The 18,944-nt window shown below is 47.9% G+C and carries 16 protein-coding genes; 11 read left to right on the top strand and 5 right to left on the bottom strand.

Features of this window, described 5'->3' with window-relative positions:
• The first annotated feature begins 6 nt into the window (after window positions 1–6).
• The 7 genes from DWW52_RS01460 to DWW52_RS01430 all read left to right on the top strand — a co-directional run bounded on the left by DWW52_RS01460 (window position 7) and on the right by DWW52_RS01430 (window position 8,364).
• Window positions 7–2,001 (top strand): RagB/SusD family nutrient uptake outer membrane protein, encoded by a 1,995-nt coding sequence (locus DWW52_RS01460; protein ID WP_118713696.1) that lies wholly within the window; start codon window positions 7–9, stop codon window positions 1,999–2,001.
• A 32-nt stretch (window positions 2,002–2,033) separates the two neighbouring features.
• Window positions 2,034–2,915 (top strand): hypothetical protein, encoded by an 882-nt coding sequence (locus tag DWW52_RS01455; protein ID WP_118713695.1) that lies wholly within the window; start codon window positions 2,034–2,036, stop codon window positions 2,913–2,915.
• 18 nt (window positions 2,916–2,933) lie between these two features.
• Complete coding sequence (locus DWW52_RS01450; RefSeq protein ID WP_118713694.1) at window positions 2,934–3,647, top strand: FISUMP domain-containing protein; 714 nt, start codon at window positions 2,934–2,936, stop codon at window positions 3,645–3,647.
• A gap of 163 nt (window positions 3,648–3,810) precedes the next feature.
• Window positions 3,811–5,403, top strand: a complete 1,593-nt coding sequence (locus DWW52_RS01445) for a thioredoxin family protein (protein ID WP_118713693.1) — start codon at window positions 3,811–3,813, stop codon at window positions 5,401–5,403.
• 10 nt (window positions 5,404–5,413) lie between these two features.
• A complete protein-coding gene (locus DWW52_RS01440) occupies window positions 5,414–6,574 on the top strand; it encodes a TlpA disulfide reductase family protein (RefSeq protein ID WP_158582449.1) in 1,161 nt (386 codons plus the stop codon).
• A gap of 208 nt (window positions 6,575–6,782) precedes the next feature.
• Window positions 6,783–8,054, top strand: coding sequence for a sugar MFS transporter (locus DWW52_RS01435; RefSeq protein ID WP_233556642.1), 1,272 nt, complete (start codon window positions 6,783–6,785; stop codon window positions 8,052–8,054).
• A gap of 76 nt (window positions 8,055–8,130) precedes the next feature.
• Entirely contained in the window at window positions 8,131–8,364 is a 234-nt protein-coding gene (locus DWW52_RS01430; protein WP_118713691.1) for a hypothetical protein, read from the top strand.
• A gap of 97 nt (window positions 8,365–8,461) precedes the next feature.
• Here the strand turns inward: DWW52_RS01430 and DWW52_RS01425 are convergent, their stop codons facing one another.
• From DWW52_RS01425 to DWW52_RS01410, 4 genes are all read right to left on the bottom strand, one after another.
• Complete coding sequence (locus DWW52_RS01425; RefSeq protein ID WP_118713690.1) at window positions 8,462–9,040, bottom strand: LUD domain-containing protein; 579 nt, start codon at window positions 9,038–9,040, stop codon at window positions 8,462–8,464.
• 121 nt (window positions 9,041–9,161) lie between these two features.
• Entirely contained in the window at window positions 9,162–10,529 is a 1,368-nt protein-coding gene (locus DWW52_RS01420; protein WP_118713689.1) for a lactate utilization protein B, read from the bottom strand.
• Between the two features lie 125 nt (window positions 10,530–10,654).
• Complete coding sequence (locus DWW52_RS01415) at window positions 10,655–11,389, bottom strand: (Fe-S)-binding protein (protein ID WP_118713688.1); 735 nt, start codon at window positions 11,387–11,389, stop codon at window positions 10,655–10,657.
• Between the two features lie 139 nt (window positions 11,390–11,528).
• Window positions 11,529–13,028: an L-lactate permease gene (locus DWW52_RS01410; RefSeq protein WP_118713687.1), complete on the bottom strand. Its 1,500-nt coding sequence runs from the start codon at window positions 13,026–13,028 to the stop codon at window positions 11,529–11,531.
• Window positions 13,029–13,509: 481 nt separating this feature from the next.
• Between DWW52_RS01410 and DWW52_RS01405 the strand changes: the two genes are divergently transcribed.
• The 3 genes from DWW52_RS01405 to DWW52_RS01395 are packed head-to-tail and all read left to right on the top strand — an operon-like array spanning window position 13,510 to window position 15,809.
• On the top strand, window positions 13,510–14,088 hold the full coding sequence (locus tag DWW52_RS01405) for a YIP1 family protein (RefSeq protein WP_118713686.1): 579 nt from the start codon (window positions 13,510–13,512) through the stop codon (window positions 14,086–14,088).
• Between the two features lie 11 nt (window positions 14,089–14,099).
• Window positions 14,100–14,549 carry an SsrA-binding protein SmpB gene (smpB, locus tag DWW52_RS01400; RefSeq protein WP_118713685.1) on the top strand — a complete coding sequence of 150 codons (450 nt, stop codon included), beginning with the start codon at window positions 14,100–14,102 and terminating at the stop codon, window positions 14,547–14,549.
• Window positions 14,550–14,567: 18 nt separating this feature from the next.
• On the top strand, window positions 14,568–15,809 hold the full coding sequence (locus tag DWW52_RS01395) for a zinc-dependent metalloproteinase lipoprotein (RefSeq protein ID WP_118713684.1): 1,242 nt from the start codon (window positions 14,568–14,570) through the stop codon (window positions 15,807–15,809).
• Between the two features lie 409 nt (window positions 15,810–16,218).
• On the opposite strand, the gene DWW52_RS01390 is transcribed toward DWW52_RS01395, so the two are convergent.
• A complete protein-coding gene (locus tag DWW52_RS01390) occupies window positions 16,219–18,105 on the bottom strand; it encodes an amidophosphoribosyltransferase (protein WP_118713683.1) in 1,887 nt (628 codons plus the stop codon).
• A gap of 330 nt (window positions 18,106–18,435) precedes the next feature.
• Between DWW52_RS01390 and DWW52_RS01385 the strand changes: the two genes are divergently transcribed.
• Window positions 18,436–18,813 (top strand): hypothetical protein, encoded by a 378-nt coding sequence (locus tag DWW52_RS01385; RefSeq protein WP_148315305.1) that lies wholly within the window; start codon window positions 18,436–18,438, stop codon window positions 18,811–18,813.
• Window positions 18,814–18,944: the final 131 nt, after the last annotated feature.

Raw genomic sequence — 18,944 nt, 5'->3', positions numbered from 1 at the left:
AGCAATATGAAAAAATATATATTTCTATATTTACTAGTCTGGCTGACAACCTCATGCTCGGATTTTCTCGAAGAATATTCGAATGACCTGGCGAAAGTTGAAAGTTACTCCGATCTTGACGAACTATTAATCGGTGACGGTTACTGGTACCCGTCCACAGCCTACACTTCCAGTAGTATGTTAAGAATTGACGGAGACACGTACTTGATGCCTTTGCATTTAATGTCTGATGAAACAGAAATCTATCGTAAATACGAAAATGACAAACTACGAATCCAAGATAATTTTTTCGGTTGGATCACCTGGCAGAGACAAGTGGGAAGCAGTTATAAAACCGGTCAAATTGGTTCAGAGGATAAAGATTGGAATGAATTGTACAAACGTATCAACATCGTGAATCAGATTATCGGTGAAATTGACAAACAATCTGCCTCCAATCGGCAAGATGAACTTGAAAAAGTTAGAATCAAAGGAGAATCTGCATTTTTAAGAGCCATTTATTATTTCACACTGGCAAACATGTACGCCCAACCTTACTCCCCAAACACGGCCCAAAACACGGCCGGTATTCCGGTGAAACGCACACAGCAGATCGAGGACAAAGAATACACAAGTGCCCCGTTATCGGAAGTGTACAATATCATTCTTGAAGATCTGGAAACCGCTCGTACTTGTTTGCAACAAACCTCGGTGAAAAATCATCCTTACCGGGCAGATATCGTTGCCGCCCACTTGTTAAGCAGCCGTGTTTACCTTTACATGCAGGACTGGCAAAATGCCTATAATCACGCGGACAGCGTCCTCAGGCGTAAAGAACAACTCACAGACCTCAATAGCCGAGAAGGAGATGACTCGAACATCCTAAACCGGTCATCTGTCGAAACAATCTTTTCCATGGGAGGCCACTTGTTAAGCTCGGCTCTTTACGGCACCAACGGTACTAGCTGGGGAACACTTTATAACACGCCGACTTATATCATCCCCGACAACCTAGTTGAACTCTACGGACCCACTGATAATGACAACGATTTACGACGCGGGATATACATCAAGCAAATAGAACCTGAATTTGGATACGGGAAAGCTTCCCCGGTATGGGTATTCGCTAAAGTCAACGGACCTCAACAATACACCAACGGGCGTACGGCATGTGACGTGGGAGATGTTTTCCTTATGCGTACGGCGGAAGCCTATCTCAACGGGGCAGAAGCCGCGGCTCAACTAGGCAACGAAGGAGAAGCCGTTCGATTATTACGATTACTTCGCAGTCACCGGGTGAAAAACGAGAACGCCACTTATGATAACGGAGGGGAACTCATCAGATTTATTCGTGAAGAACGGGAACGGGAGCTTTGCCTGGAAGGACACCGCTGGTTTGATCTTCGCCGTTATATGGTAGACACACGCTATCCTTTCACAAAACGAATCACGCATTACTACACGGACTTCAAACCCAATGGAAGTTTTTCTTATCAACAACAAACCATGCGTTACGTGCTGGAAGAAAACGATCCGGCCTACACGTTAGCCCTCCCGATTGAGGTAACGAACTTCCAAAATACCTTACCCTCCGTTAAACGTCCCGATCGTCCCGGAAGCATATATGACGAATATGCAGATCTTGCTTCCATTGGAGAAGCAGACGGTAAAAAAACCGGGCTGGAAGTCGGACTAGAAGACATGGAAGCTGGCAATAAATACAATGATACTAGAAACAACAATAACTACTATCGCTATTACAAAGCCGACTATTCTCAACAAAATGCCTATCGGAATGCTTATCAACAGGCTTTCAAGGAAGCTTATGCCCAAGCATATAGCGTGGTAAAATCAGCAGCCTATTTAAAAGGTGAAGAAGATGCTCAGAAAGCTATCGATTACGAAGACGAATCAGGTTCATGGGATGGTTATGACAAATTCTTTAATGACAATCAATTTGAAACCGAGCAAGAAAAGAATGATTATCTCAAAGGATTCGAAGACGTTTACTACGGCTATTAGAATATATTCAAATAACATAAAATGCAAGAACAATGAAATATATACATATTATATGGGTAGCCCTCATGGCAGGATATTGTTGGGCTTGTTCTGAAAGTAGCTTGACCCCGTCGGAACCTTATCACAATTTCGGAGCCGATGCCAATGCTACTGACGAAGAATCCGTTTTACGTCGCAATTTTTTCGAGGCTAACGGCTTCTATATTATCTTTAACGACACGATTAGCAAAGAATATATCGGGAAGGACAATGACGGGAAACCCTTGTACAAAACCGAAACTGTAGATCCGGCCTGGAGCTTCTATGACAAGGACACGTATACGGATTATGAATTCACGTACTGTTCCACGATAGAAGAAAAAAAGAAGGGAGCTGATTTTGTCTCCAAACTGGTTTCAATTATGCAAAAACATAATCTAACACGTCCCTATTCCGTACTGGTCGTCAACGGCATCACCACGATAAGGGAAGACGAATACGACGGCACATTTATCTCTCATCCCGATTTCATCAATTCATTACGTTGTTTTATCGTTACCTTACCGAAAGACACGGAAGATGAAGACCAACAATATTTATTTGTTGCCAATATGGCTGGCAGTGGTTTAGCTTTGAAATACGAAGGAGAACTAACGGCATTCTATGCTCAAGCCGATTCGCGTTGGGGTTCACTATATGAAGATTATCATTACGGGGATAATTCTCTAGAAGAATTTTATGATTTAGGATTTTTATTTGTGACTTCAGATCAATATTATCCCAGTAAAGGTGAAGACGTGGCGGCCTACATGTACCTGCTAATGACGAAAAGCGAGGAGGAAGTCTATGCCGAATTCGCCGAGAATTATCCCAAAATATGGACTAAATACCAACTCATGCGCAATGTAGCCCAAAAAGCAGGTATTAAATTCTAACTCAAAAAAGTGAAAAAGATGAAAACATATTTCTATCTACTGATTGTACTCATGTTCACATGTATCGCATGTGACGATGATTCCTCGCTCCCCACGATAAAACCACTTGATGAAGGGACTTGGACAGACCCGGACACCCAAGAAGAATACGGTTGGGTGCGCATTGGTAACCAACAATGGATGACTTCTAACTTGAAAGCAGGTACGCCTTACTATGCAATCGAGTATGATCTTGATAAATGGGAAATTTATAGCACCGACATATCCGAAACAGAGGAAGGAACAGAAGAAGAACGCTTGGATTACAAAAAATTCGGTAATTTATATGAATGGGATCGGGCATGCGAAGTGTGTGCAGCCTTAAAAGACGGTTGGCGACTTCCTTCCGACGAGGACTGGCAGGAACTCGAACGGGCTCTCGGTATGTCTATCGACGAGTCCGCCAGCGAAGGCTGGAGGGGGGATGGCGTGGCGGACCTCATGTGTCAAGGTAAAGAAGGATCCGGATTGAATCTGCTAATTGCCGGGAACGCATCTCTGACACCATTCATGGCAAGACTGGCAGTACAATTCGTTTACGAGAAAGGATTTTACTGGTCGTCAACCCAAGATTCAAACGGTAAAGTCTACTACCGGAAATTAGACTGTAATCTATCAACAGTTTTCCGCACCAGTATAGACCCTCTAACCGTCCCGATGATGCGTGTTCGTTGCGTTAGAGACGTCCAATAATTAAAGTCCGGATAAAAATCACTTTTCCATTTTCCATTTTTATGCTGAACGAGGAAAATGGGAAGGTTTATCCTCACTTGTATGTCTATCCAAATATGACGCAGAAGCCCTGCGCATAGAACTAGAGACATTACTCCCAAAAGAAAATTAATACAATAAAGATATGAGATTATTGATTATTATTTGTTTGTTTTTCCAACTCCCGTTGTTCGCGCAAGAAGGCGTGAACTTCCGGGAATTGGGTTACGAGGAAGCTCTTGCTCAAGCCAAGACAGAGAACAAACTAGTGTTTATCGACTGTTACACCTCATGGTGTGGGCCATGCAAAGAGATGACCAACAAAGTATTCCCGCAAAAAGCAGCAGGAGACTACTTCAATCCTCGCTTCGTGTGCGTGAAATACGACATGGAAAAAGGCGAAGGCATCGCACTCGCCAAGAAATTCGACGTGCACGCTTATCCCTCCTTCTTGATCGTTCGTCCTGACGGAACCATTCAGCACAAGTTAGTCGGAGGTAGCGATTTGGAAAAATTCATTCAACGGGTGGAGAAAGGAATGAACCCGGAGACCAGTCTAGTGTACCAACACGAATTATACAAGACAGGCAAAATGAGTAAACAACAATTAATGGCGTACAAAAATGCTCTCTCGGAAGCGGACGATGACGAGGGAGCTCGAAAAGTGTACGGGGAATTACTCGCTCAACTTACAGATGAAGAAAAAGTACAACCTGAATTCTGGAGCATCTACGAGGACGAGAGTTGCGTGATCGGCTCACCCGTGTCGAACTTCATGCTGGAACACCTGGAGAACATTCGGAAAAACTCCGGTCAAGAAAAGGTGGACAGCTACCTGATAAACAAGTATTGGAAGCTTTTAGGCGATTACGTGATGGGATACAACAAACCGGATGATGCCTCCATCGAGACCTTAAAACAACAAGTTCCCCAACTTGGAGTCAAGAACCAAGAAGAATTAAATCAATTATTAAAACTGGCAGAACTGGTATATAACCAACAGGCAGATGAAATCGCCGCATTGATCGAAACCAAACTACCGGAATTGAATCTAAACGCCCTGAAAACCCACGCTTTCGCCTTCCGAACAATACAATGGAAACTGGATCATGCTACTCCGCGACATATTATTGACTTGAGCGAGAAACTCACGAAACTCGTCATCTCGGACATGGAGCATAAAAGCGAAAATTTAACCGTAAAGGATTTAGATACCTACGAGTTGATCCTCTCCGCCTTTCAATGGGACAGAGACAAGAAAACTTACGCCCGGCTAGCCGATATCGGTGAAAAAGTGATTGCCGGAACGCCGGACAACGAAATCCCCCGTTACCTGATGTATGACTATAAAAAATATAGAGCCCTCTCTTATTCGGGAATCCATTTTCAAGAACAGACTCTAGAACAGTTATTGGAAAAGAACAAGGAAAACGGGCAAAGAATCCTCGTTTACTGCTATTCCGGCAACAAAGCCAGCAGAGAAACAAGTAGAAATATACTGACAGACGAAAACCTTGGAGACTACGTGAACACGAGATTCGCCTGTATACAAGTAAACATCGGAAAGAAAGAGGGCAAAGAATTACGTGCGAACTACGGGATTACACACACACCGACCCTCCTCCTGTTGAATCGGGACAGCTCTCTATGCTTGAAAATAGATGATTACAGTTCTGCCGAAAATATCATTGAAACCATAAAAAAATCTCTTGATAAACGTAAAAACAATATCCAATAATATGATCAAAATGAAACATTTAAGCTCACTTTTATTGCTCGGTCTCATCGCTTGCAACCAAAAACAGACCGACCATTTCGTGTTACGGGGAACAATCCCGGGAGCCACGGACAGCACGGAAATCATATTAGCCTCCAACGGTAAATACCACAAAAAGATCGCCGAGGGATATATCATTAACGGTAAATTCGAACTTCGGGGCAAGGCAGATCAACCCGTCTACTGCCGCCTGTGCATGAATGATCAAGATATCCTTGACCGTGTCGAATCAAAAAAACAGGAACAAAGAAGATACATGGAAATAGGCTTTTTCGTTGAAAACGGTGAACTGACTTTCCAAACGTCCCACATTGACAGCCTGCCCAAATCCTTCTGGCAATATGACGAACGCAAGGAAAAAAATTACACGCTTCAGGGATCTGACGCACAAAACATTTTCTATCGCTATCAACAACAAACCATTCCTTCAAGATACAGGATTCACTCGCTTAACAACACTTACAGGGAAAAAGGAAATATCGAGGACTTTAAAACGTTGTCCTCGGAACGGGCAAAGTTGGAAGAGAGCACCAAAAACTTCATCCGTCAAAACCAAAACCTAGCCGTAAACCTCTATCTCGTCGAACAACTGAAAAAAGAACCTTTCACCTACGACCAGGCTTACCTCGACGTGTTGGCGGGATTATTCGCCTCCTATCAGGATACTTGTGCCACGCTAAAAGAGTTCCGGCAATACCTCCGGGATGCCCAAGCGTTCGTGCAAGGTAAAGCCTTGGAGAACGGGGAAATGACAACCCCGGCGGGTAAAACGGTCTCCCTTCTCGCCCAACTCAAAAAAGAGGGATACACGGTCATTGATTTCTGGGCCTCCTGGTGTGGCCCCTGCCGTGCCAGCTTCCCCCACTTGCGGGAAATGTACCGGTTGTACGGGGAAAAGATCGGGTTCATCAGCCTATCTGTTGACAAAGACGAAAAAGAATGGCAAAAGGCCCTCGGAGAAGAAAAACTACCTTGGCCACAATTCCTTGCAGCCAAAGAACTCGTGAAGAATGTAGGCTCTTTATATAACATAACATCCATTCCCACGTTTTTACTGATTGATCCTAACGGAAAAATCATTTTCTCCGGACATAGCAACGGAGAGCTAGAAACAGAACTGGCAAAATTATGAACATCTCTATTTAAGTTTTCACGTAGATTGTTATTTCTAGTTTGGATGGCCGGGACAACAGGAACACCCCCTGTATCCCGGTTTTCCTTTTCCCGAAGCTTTTCTCTTGAATAATTTTACCCAATTTCATCCATCATTATCAAAAATTAATAACTTTGTCATCTCTTGAAGTGTTTACGTGTTTATGTATATTTTTAACGAAAAGATGATGGAACAAAAGAAAAATTCTTACAGCATGGGGATTATCATTATCGGAATCCTCTTCTTTATTTTCGGGTTCGTCACGTGGTTAAACGCCACCTTGATCCCCTATCTGAAAATCGCTTGCGAGTTGCAACATGAATGGCAAGGCTACCTCGTAACTTTCGCCTTCTACATCGCCTACTTCGTGATGGCTCTTCCCTCTTCCTGGGTTTTACGCAAAACAGGCTACAAGAACGGAATGATGCTCGGTCTGCTCGTGATGGCGATAGGAGCGTTACTGTTCATCCCGGCGGCTATGACCCGCACTTACGGATTATTCCTCCTCGGCCTGTTCATCATGGGTACGGGATTATCCGTGTTACAAACAGCCTCCAACCCTTACGTGATTGAACTGGGAGCCCCGGAAAGTGCCGCACAGCGAGTAAGTATCATGGGAATCTGTAACAAGGTGGCAGGAGCAATCAGTCCCCTTATTCTCGGGTCAATCATGTTAAAAGACATTGATGTGCTGGAAGCCAAATTACAAACCATGGATGCCGTGCAAAAAGCAAGCGAACTTGACATGCTGGCCTCTAAATCTATCGTACCCTATATCGTGATCATGATTTCACTTGTCGTACTAGCCCTGTTCGTTCGTTTCTCCCCGCTCCCGCAGATCGAGGACCCGGAAGAAGAAGAAGGCAGCACCCAGCACGGAGGGAAATCAAGCATATTCAGTTTTCCGCACCTGTGGATCGGTATCGTTACCCTATTCCTGTACGTGGGTGTTGAGGTCATCGCCATCGACACGATCATCGGCTACGCCAAATCATTACACATGGATATGGATACGGCACGTGTATTCCCGACTTATGGAATGATCGCCATGATCGTCGGTTACATCATCGGAATCATCGCTATTCCGAAATACATCAGTCAGGAAAAAGCCTTGGCCTGCTGTGCCATGTTGGGAATTATCCTCGGCGTGTGTGTTGCGATCCTTCCGGCAAATGCCTCTATCTGGTGCCTGACCTTGTTAAGTCTGGCAAACTCGTTAATGTGGCCCGCCATCTTCCCATTAGCAATCTTCGGGTTGGGACGTCACACGAAGACCGGATCGGCCCTGTTGATCATGGCTATTGCCGGGGGAGCCTTACTTCCGATGCTATACGGTTCGTTGACCGTGTCTCTCGGATTCCAAGGAGCATACTGGATGGTATTGCCCTGTTACCTGTTCATCCTCTACTTCGCTGTAGCCGGACACCGGGTTGGAATCAAACACCTTTATAATAAATAGTTACAGATTACAAGTTACAGGTTACAAGTTCAGCTAACCTGTAACTTGAAACCTGCAAACCGTAACCTTTATCAACATGAACAAAACGAAAGCCATTAAAAACAAGAAAATCTTCGGGATTGCCGCCATGGCTTTCCTCTGCGTGGGAATCGTCCATGTCGGGTATCAAGCCCTCGAAATCGCCTCTCATGACGAATGGAGTGCCCCTTGGTACATCGCCTTCCTTTCACCGGGATTAATTTACATATTCCCGCTCATCGTGTGCCTTATCGCCTACCTGTTCTTCTCGAAAGAAGCAACAAAAGGATAAAGGTTGCCTGCGGCAAGTTACAAGTTACAGGTTGCAAGTTACAGGTTAATGTCCCTCGCAAGGCCCTCCCTTTTTCACTTTAAACTAAATTTAATTTTTAGCTTAGAATAACTGTAACCGCTCTTGCCCCGTGTGCCCCAATCACGAGCGCCTGTTCGATATCGGCCGTTTTCGACGGGCCGGCAATAAAGCAGCCGTAACCGAAATCATCAAAACCCGGCTGTTTGTAAGCCTCGTGCATGTTATTCACCAGCCGATTCCGGTCAAGCAAAATAACCAACGCCTCGGAAATAAAAAAGATCGCCTTGTAGCGGGTATGTTGATTGATCCACACCATACCATTTTCCAGTACCCCAAACTCGCCCCGGATTACTCCCACGTCCGTACCGTTCAACTCTCTGGGATCATCCAGATTGTCGGGATTCACCGTGACACACGTGATCTCCGGCAGGTTCGAAGCGATCGACTTGGCATTCGGGTACACGCTCCGAATCACCTCGTTCACATCCTGCCCCTCCTCCAACAACACAAAATTAGCACCCACGGCCTTCAATATCTTCTCAAACTGAGCCAACGGATCAGCATACGTTATCGGGGTAAACTCCATCCCCGGTCGTTCCACCGGATCAATCGCATGCTTTTTCAATCTTGCCAATATATCCTCTTTACTACTCATATTCTTATCTATTAATTTCTTGATTTATGATTGCCGATTAAGTGATTCGGCAGCTCAAACTGCCGTAAACAAAGCGCCCCGCAGGGATCCACAGACCTTATGGACTTTATGGACCCTTTTTTCATTTCACTTTCCCCTTCTTCCACATTTCGTTAAACGTCTCCTTTGCGAACTCCGGAAGCTCCCTCCCGATCCCCCAGGCATCCAAGCTGTTGTATAGCACGAAACGAGGCATGTGCTCGGCCACCCGTCCCGCGGCGATAGCGTTATAGAACAACCCCGGATGATCCATGATAAACTTCATCCCCTTCACCATCATCTTCTTCATCGGATCGGCCAGATGCAACGGGGCCAGATTCTGCCGCCACTTGTAAATCTGTTCCGCCAAATCAATCTTCACCGGGCAGACATTCGAGCAGGAATAACACAGCGAACATGCAGACACGTTCCCCGAATACTTCTCCGGTGACTTCAACATTCCCAGGTTAATCCCCACTGGACCGGGAATAAAATAAGAATAAGAATACCCTCCCGTCCGACGATACACGGGACAAGTATTGATGCACGACCCGCAACGGATACACTTCAACATATTCACGTGTTCCGTGCAAGCAAGAATATCGCTCCGCCCATTATCCACGATCACGATATGCATCTCCTGCCCCTCCACGGGTTTCTTGTAATGGGACGTGTAAGTCGTCGAAGGCTGTCCCGTAGCCGAACGAGCCAGCAACCGCACGTACAGCGCAAGAGCATCGTAATCCGGCACCACCTTCTCTAACCCCATGATAGCGATATGCACTTTCGGAAAAGAAGTTCCCATATCGGCATTTCCCTCGTTCGTGCAGACCACGAAAGCACCCGACGAAGCCACGGCAAAATTAACCCCCGTCATGGCAATATCGGCGTGCAGGAATTTCTCCCGCAAGGCGGCCCGGGCCGCATGTGTCAGGTAAGTCGGGTCACTGTTTCCCGGTTCCGTGTGCAGTTCCTTCTCGAACACCTTCCCCACCTCTTCCCGTTTCACGTGAATGGCGGGCAACACGATATGACTCGGCGGTGTCCCCATGAACTGCATGATGCGCTCGCCCAAGTCGGACTCCACCGCATCAATTCCCCGGGCTTCCAGATAAGGACTCAACCCACATTCCTCCGCCAGCATCGACTTGCTCTTCACAAGATTCTTCCCTCCGTGCTTGCTGATAATATCGTAAACAATCTGGTTATGCTCCTCGGCATTCTTTGCCCAATGAACGTGAATCCCGTTCGCCGTGGCGTTCCGTTCAAACATCTCCAGATAATATGGTAAATTGGCAATCGTGTGTAACTTCGTTTTACTGGCCATTTCCCGCAACGCCTCCCATTCGGGAACATCGTGAGCCATTTTATCCCGTTTCTCCCGCACGAAAAATAAAGCCTGATCGTGCCATGCCGTCCTCTCCCGGTCAGCAATAAACTTCTTGGCAGCTTTAGCGTGTGAACTCATAATAATATTATTTTAGGTCTATAAAGTCCATGGACCCCTGCAGGGCGCTTTGCTCACGGCAGCTTGAGCTGCCGATAAACACTGTCCGAAGAACACCCGTGACCTTATGGACCTTATGGACTTTCAACTCATTTCGCATTTAATATCTCAACTATATGTATCGTCTTTATCGGTAACTTCTCTCGCCGGATAAGCCCTTCCATGTGCATCAGGCACGAACTGTCGGCCCCGGTGATATACTCCGCCCCGGTAGAAATGTGATCCAGCACCTTGTCCTGTCCCATGCATACCGACGTGGCTTCCTCCTCGACCGAGAACATCCCGCCAAAACCGCAACACTCGTCCACCCGCTTCGGCTCGAAAATCTCCACGTCCTTCACCAGCGACAGCAAATCCCGCAACTTCGAGTAACGGGGAACCACCAACTCGCTCGGAGACGAAAGATGCAACAAGCGCTCACCATGACAACTGTTATGAATACTCACCTTGTGCGGGAACGAGGCGTCCAGCTTGTCCACCTTAATCACATCATGCAGGAACTCGCAAATCTCATAAATGCGGCCACTGATACAGGCATGTTCCTCCCGGTGCAACAACATCGGATAATGTTCCTTCACGAAAACCACGCAACTCGCCGATGGCCCCACCACATAATCATACTTCTCGAACAACGCCTCCATCCGTTCGGCCAACTTCCCCGAATCCTTCTCGAACCCCCCGTTCGCCATGGGCTGCCCGCAACACGTCTGGTCCAACGGGTAATCAACATCCAAGCCCAACGAGGTCAACAACTTGTACGATGCCACCCCCACGTTCGGATAGATCGCATTAATGTAACAGGGAATAAATAATCCTATTTTCATATTATAATAAATTAGTTACAAGTTACAGGTTATAAGCTGCAAGTTACAAATTTTCAAGAAACAAATCAACTTGTAACCTGAAGGACTGAAAGCCCAACCTGTAACCTGCAACCAACCGGGGTGATCGTTTACCTTTTCGTCAAGCGAAAAGGTAAACGATTATCCCGGTTATAATCACGTAAACCAAAGCGTACGGCAAAGCCGCCTTCAAAATATTGCCCTCCTTGCCCTGCTCGTCACAAGCGGAGGTAGCGATAGCTATACTTTGCGGGGATATGATCTTACCTCCCGTGGCTCCTGCCGTATTGGCCGCTGAAAGCCAGTTCGGGTCGACCCCGATATGCCCGGCCACTCCTGCCTGCAACTTACCGAACAGGATATTCGCCGAGGTATCACTTCCCGTCAGGAACGTACCCAACGCCCCGATTGTCGGAGCGAACAACGGGTACAAGGCCCCCGTGGCCGCAGACAAGGCCATCGCCAGTTGATTAATCATACCCGACGTCTCCATGATCGACGAGAACCCCACCAGGCAAATCACCGTCACGATCGTCTTCCGCAACTGCACGACCGACCGCCACAGCAGCACCAGCAAATCCTTCACCTTACCGCCTTGGATCAATCCCCCGATAAAAGAACCGATAAACAACAGCACCCCGCCCTGCGTCAACCACTGTATCGTGTAATTCCGCACCTCCCCGTTAATCGTGAAACTGACCGAAGAATTGCATACCCCTGCCAACATCTCCCGCACCGCCGGAAACAAAGGACTCGTGAACAAGATCAACACCATGATCAACACGTAAACCGTCCACGCCCGGAAAACCTCCCCGCCCGAATAAGTCATCGGCACGGACTTCTCCTCGCCCCTTCCCGTCAACTTACCCAGAACAACAATCACGATAATCGAAGCGATAGCCCCAACGATAGCGGGAGTCTCCGCCCCCACGTAACGTGCAGCGAGATACTGTGCCACGAGCGACACTCCCCCGACCAGCACGCTCAACACCAGATTCTTCGGCAACGCTTTCATCCTCGGATCGGCCAGAAACGTGATCACCAGCGGTACGAGGAACATCAACACAGACAACTGCAGCACCACCGCCGTACTCAACGGGATCACGGGTAACCCCGTTTCCTGCGCCAACACGATCACCGGAACGCCGACTGCCCCGAAAGCTGTCGGCACGCTATTGGCGATCAGGCTCACCAATGCCGAGAACACGGGACGATAACCGAGGCTCATCAATATTGCCGCCGGGATAGCCACCGCCGTCCCGAACCCCGCCATTCCTTCGAGTAAACCGCCGAATCCCCACGTGATCAGCAACACCTGCACGCTCTTGTCCGTCGATATCGAGGAAAACTGCTGTTTCAGCACCTCGATCTTCTTCGTCTGCAACAAAACGTTATAACTGTATATCGCCATCAGAATAATAAACAGGATAGGCACCAACGCCTTCAACATACCGTAAAGAAAAGAATTGATCGTGTCAGGAACCGGGCTATGAAACGCCAAGATAGCCAAAAAAGCCGTGATAAACAAAGTGATAATACTACTTTTATCCCCCGACACTTTCAACACCCCCATCAAAATAATTAAAACCAAAATTGGAATTGAAGCATAAAAAATTTCCATACACGTCATACATTAAACATTAAACTTCTCTTCACCTACCTCCGGCAACCGATCTCCCGGTTGTTTGCTTCACGTTAACTTTAACGAAGAAATGAAATAAATGTTACAAAAAGAGTTCATAAAGTCTATAAAGTCCATAAGGTTTATAAGGTTTACAAAGTTAATGGACCCCTGCGGGGTGCTTTGTTTACGGCAGCTTAAGCTGCCGATAATAAAACGGGTTGGGCGAAAGTCTCTTCCCTATAAAATTACTACCCCCTCCGACTCCCCCTTACACAGGGGGAGAGTTGATTACCAAGCGGTTTTCCCTCCTGTGTAAGGAAGGGCTAGGGGTGGTAGTTCCATGTAAATTGACTTTACGGACTTTATAGACCTTATGAACTTTATAGACCTTATGGACTTTATGGACCTTATGGACTTTACAGACTTTGTGGACTTCTTTTGAACTAATCTCGATAAAAAACAGTATTTTTGCCCTGCTATGAAAAAACAGGATATTACAAACATATTTGCGAGAACCCGGAGGATACTATTCCAGCCGGAAGCCGAGTGGCAAGCGATCAGGCAGGAAAACATCGAAGGTACCGATCTTTTCCGCAATTATCTCGTGCCTCTCTCCGGGATAGCCGCCACGTGTGCACTCCTCCTGCAACTACGCGTGACCAGTCCTTTCTATGCGATTTGTACCGGACTAATCCTTTTCGTTGCCTCCGTGGCGGGTACCTATATCACGTACCGGGTATCGAGGGAATACCTCTCGAACAAGGTCGTGGAAGCCAACGGACTATCACTCCGTCTTGCCGTCTATAGCTCGGCGATCTTCATCCCGTTCCACTGCCTGGCCTGCGGAATGTCGGAAGGCTTCATCTCCCAGTTAATGGCGATATGTAGCCTATTGTGCCTCCGCACGCTCTACGTAGGGCTGAACCAATCCACAGCGCTTGACGTACAATACCGTAAAAGCGCCCTCGTCATCATCGGGCTGCTCGTGATCGTTGCCCCAGTCATCGTCCAGCAACTGCTGATGATCGTGTTTAGGATACCTAGTATTTACGCTTAACATCAACACACATGCAAAACGACATCAACATAAAAAACAGGAGAGCTTCTTTCGACTACGAGTTTCTCGAAGAATACACCGCCGGGATCATGCTCACCGGGACCGAAATCAAGTCCATCCGGGCTGGTAAAGCCGGGCTGGTGGACTCCTACTGCTACTTCCACAACGGCGAACTGTGGATCAAGGGAATGTACGTCGCCGAGTACAAACTGGGCACCTACTACAACCACATCGAACGCCGCGAACGCAAGTTATTACTGCAAAAGAAAGAACTTGTCAAGCTCGAACGCAAGACCAAGGAATCGGGACTGACCATCGTCCCCGTCCGCCTCTTCCTCAACGAGAAAGGATTCGCCAAACTCCGCATAGCCCTTGCCAAGGGAAAGAAAGAATACGACAAACGCGAATCCCTCAAGCAGAAAGACGCCAAACGGGAAATGGATCGTTACATGAAAAAATAACCTTATAAACCGCAGCGCATGAAAAATAATCTCTTCCTGTACGTCCTGTTCATCGTCCTCACCGCTTGCAGCAAGGACAACGACAAATTCCAATTATCCACCAACGAGCGGGAATTCAACATTGACAACACCGGGACAACCCTGCGCTTCGGTATTGAAAGCAGTTCCGACTGGAACATCGACAACCACAACACGTGGTACACCGCCACCAAAGTCACCCACGACAACAGCGACTCCCTCGTGATCACCGTGCAGACCAACATCGCCCGTCAGAAACGTTCCGGCGAGATGACCCTCTCCAACAAGGATAAGCGTCTCTCCCTTGCCATCAACCAGGCCGCGGCTACCGAAGAATATCATTTCAAACTCCCGATCATCTTCCATGTCCTGTACAAGGATGCCTCCGCCCCCTACCAAAACATACCGGCATGGTATTTACAGCAAGTCCTCGATGACGTGAATGCATACTATAACGGCACGATCAACCGGAACCCCGGTTTCAACCCAGTCGACATGAACGTGGAATTCACGCTTGCCACCCACGATCCCAGTGGGGCACTTCTTAAAGAACCGGGCATTCATCGTATCCTCCGGAATAATATCACGCTGGATTGCCAGAAGTTCCTAGAAAACGAATACGATGATGCCAAATGGTTATGGGACCAGAACAAATATATAAACGTGGTGATATTCACCTTCACGGAACAAAACACCGCGGGGATCTCTTTCATGGCCTACACACCATCCACTTATCCCCTCGAAGGTCTACCCTCCGGGGATGCATATTTCACAAACCCGCCCACGAAACAAGCGCATTGTATCGCTCTTAATAACGTCACTGCAGGTACAGAAATATACCTTCCAACGCAAGAAGTGCAAGATCGCATGAGTCAATCCCTCGCCCACGAACTGGGACATTACCTCGGGTTATTCCATGCCTTCTCCAAGGACAGTAAAGTGGAAACGGATTACTGCGCCGACACCCCCGATTACAACCGGGCCGCATACGAGCAATGGCTGAACACCATTCCTTCATTTACATTAACCGAAGCCTACCAACGCAACTCGCGCAACGGGAACACCTTCACGTCCACCAATACCATGGACTACTTCTACGGGTGGCTAAACCTCTTCACCGACGACCAGCGCGCCCGCGTCCGCCACGTGCTGGAATACAGCCCCCTCGTGCCGGGACCGAAAATCCCCTCTAACCTTACCCGTGGCACCGGAATCACGGAACCGGGAATCATCATGAAATAATTGAAAATAAAAAATAACTCCCCCCTCCAACTCCCCCTTACACAGGGGGAGAGGTGAGTTACTCACCGTCTTCGGGAAGAGACTCCAGTTTCTCCTCTATAAACGAAGCTCTGAAAAAGGCCCATTATTTGAACTACCACCCCTACCCCCTCCTTACACAGGCGGGAAAACCGCTTGGTTATCACCCCTCCCCCTGTGTAAGGGGGAGTCGGAGGGGGTAGTTGTTTATCGCAATGCCGACTTTTCCATCGGCCTCATAAACAGAGGATAAACTGGTGACGGAGGAATCAAAATCGCCAGCAACGCACTTAGTTAGAGGTCAAAATGAAAAAAGGGAGTGCCTTGCGCAGGGGTATTACCCTGCAACTTGCCGCAGGCAAATGTAACCTGTAACTCACCGCAGGCAACCCTAGTACGACCTTTCGTTCCGGCCCTCCACCCAGTTGATGTAGGCGGTGTTCACCACCTTGTTGCCACCGGGCGTGGGATAATTTCCCGTGAAATACCAGTCACCCGTGTCGTTCGGGCAAGCGAGGTGCAGGTTGTCAACGGACTGGAACACCACTTTTACCTCGGCGTTCAGATGCTCGTCACGCACCATGGCAGCGATCTTGTCGGAGATTTCCTCCTCGGTGAAGGGAGCATAAATCTCCTTCACGTGATTCACCACTTGTTCCTTTGGCAATCCCTGTTGCGCTTTGCATTTCCGGTACACCTCGTCGATCAGTTCGGCCATATGCCGTTCTTTCAGCAACTCAATGGCAGCGTTGAAGGCTATAAACTCGTTCATCCGGGTCATGTCGATCCCGTAACAATCGGGGTAACGGATTTGCGGGGCGGATGACACAACCACGATCCGCTTCGGCCCGAGACGATCGAGGATACGGAGGATACTCTTCTTCAAAGTCGTTCCCCGCACGATCGAATCGTCGATCACCACGAGGTTATCAGTCGGTTGCACGGCCCCGTAAGTCACGTCGTACACATGCCCCACCAGCCCGTCACGCCCGGAATCGGAGGTGATGAACGTGCGCAGTTTGGCATCCTTGATCACGATCTTTTCTATCCGGGGTTCGCGACAGATGATCGCATCGAGCGTCTCCTCGCACCACGTGGCTTTCCCTTCCCGAATCAACCGTTTCTTCTCCTCGACCATGTACTGCTGTACCCCCTTTACCATCCCGTAAAAAGAAGTCTCCGCCGTGTTCGGGATAAACGAGAACACCGTGTTATCGAGATCACCGTCAACGGCCTCTACCAGGCGAGGCGTCAGCAACTCGCCCAGCCGTTTCCGTTCCCGGTATATATTTTTGTCATTCCCGCGTGAGAAATAAATACGCTCGAACGAACAACTAGCCCGTTGTTTCGGCTCGCGCACGAGTTCCTCGGTCACCGTTCCATCCTTCTTGATAATCAAAGCGTACCCCGGACGTATTTCCGAAATCGGCATGTTAACTCCCTGGAAGGCCGTCTGGATAACGGAACCCTCGGAAGCCACTACAACCACCTCGTCATCCCGGTAATAGTAGGCCGGGCGTATACCCCACGGGTCGCGCATCACGAACGCGTCGCCATGCCCGACAACTCCCGCCACGGCATAGCCGCCATCCCAATCCTCGCTACTCTTGGCCAACACCCCGCGCAGGTCGATCGTCTGCTCGATCAACGGGGTTATCTCCTGCTTCGAGAAACCCCGCTCCTTGTAAAGACGATACAAATCCTGTATCTCGTCATCGAGGAAATATCCCACCTTTTCAAGCAATGTCACCGTGTCGGAATAATTCCGCGGATGCTGTCCCGCCCGGATCAAGCTGTCAAACAGCTCGTCGACGTTTGTCAGGTTGAAGTTCGCCGCCAACGCCAAGTTGTGACTCCGCCAGTTGCTCGCTCGTTTCAGGGGATGCACGTAATCTATATTATTCTTACCGAAAGTGGCATAACGCAAATGCCCCAGATAGATCTCGGAAACGAACGGGAGGTTTTGCTTCGCCCAAGCCGCATCCTTTTCCCGGAGAAGCTCCGGCGTGAAAGGCTCATGAATCCTGTCGAACACGTCCTGTATCGGGTTGGCATCGCAGGAACGCACACGGTCCATGTACTTGTAGCCCGGCTCCATGTCGAGCTTCACGCCAACGACTCCCGCCCCGTCTTGCCCGCGGTTGCGCTGCTTCTCCATTAAAATATATAACCTGTTTAGCCCGTAAAGGTAAGAACCGTACTTCTTCTGATAATAATCCAACGGCTTCAACAATCGAATCATCGCGAAGCCACATTCATGATGAATGGTGTCACTCATATTTTTTCCCTAATTTCATAGTTAAACCCGGAGAAACCTCTGCTCTCAACGGAATTACAAAGGTAAGAAAAAGTTCATAAAGTTCGTAAAGTTTATAAGGTTTATAAAGTTTATAAGGCCCATAAAGTCTATAAGGTCAATGGCCCCCTGCGGGGCGCTTTATCCATGGCAGCACGAGCTGCCAAAAACATTGTCCGAAGGACACCCGTGACCTTATGAACTCGAATGTTAATCCGTCCCGCTAGCGGGACGGATTAACATTCTTTACCACATAATATTCAACCAAGTTTTAAAATTAGGTTATCTTTGCGGACCTTAAGTAAAAAAAGAATGATGCTGAACGTGCTGAAGAATAGTATATTGATCGTGTTGCTCGTGCTAACAGGCTCGGTCGGGTCTCTGGCAAACGGACAAGATTTGTCCTTGCAAGAAGCCCGTCTGGAACGTAAATCCTACCGGAATGAAGTCTGCGAGACATCCGCAATCCCGTTGCTGCTGTTCATGCACGAGAATTGCGAACTCTCGTTGGGATACTCGCACGTCGTTCCGGACTCCAAGTCCCAATTGGTGCCGTTCTTCCTGCAACGGAGCAATAAAAACGATATTTCTGCCAGAAGCGGTTCCAAACAGAACCTCTACTTCCATCCCTATTCGACGCTGGGGAAGACCAAGTATTACGTCTTTGCTCTGCGAGAAATCATCGTTTAGCCTCCGACTAAACGAGTTACAGGTTGAACCATGGCTCCGCAAGTTACAAATTAGCAACTTGCAACAACTACTGCCTGTAACTTGTAACCGGAAATTTATCACTTGTAACTTGAAACTCGCCGAAGGCGAAT

The sequence above is a fragment of the Odoribacter sp. AF15-53 genome, from assembly GCF_003479425.1.
GTDB lineage: Bacteria > Bacteroidota > Bacteroidia > Bacteroidales > Marinifilaceae > Butyricimonas.
This window is presented reverse-complemented; position numbering and strand designations above follow the sequence as displayed.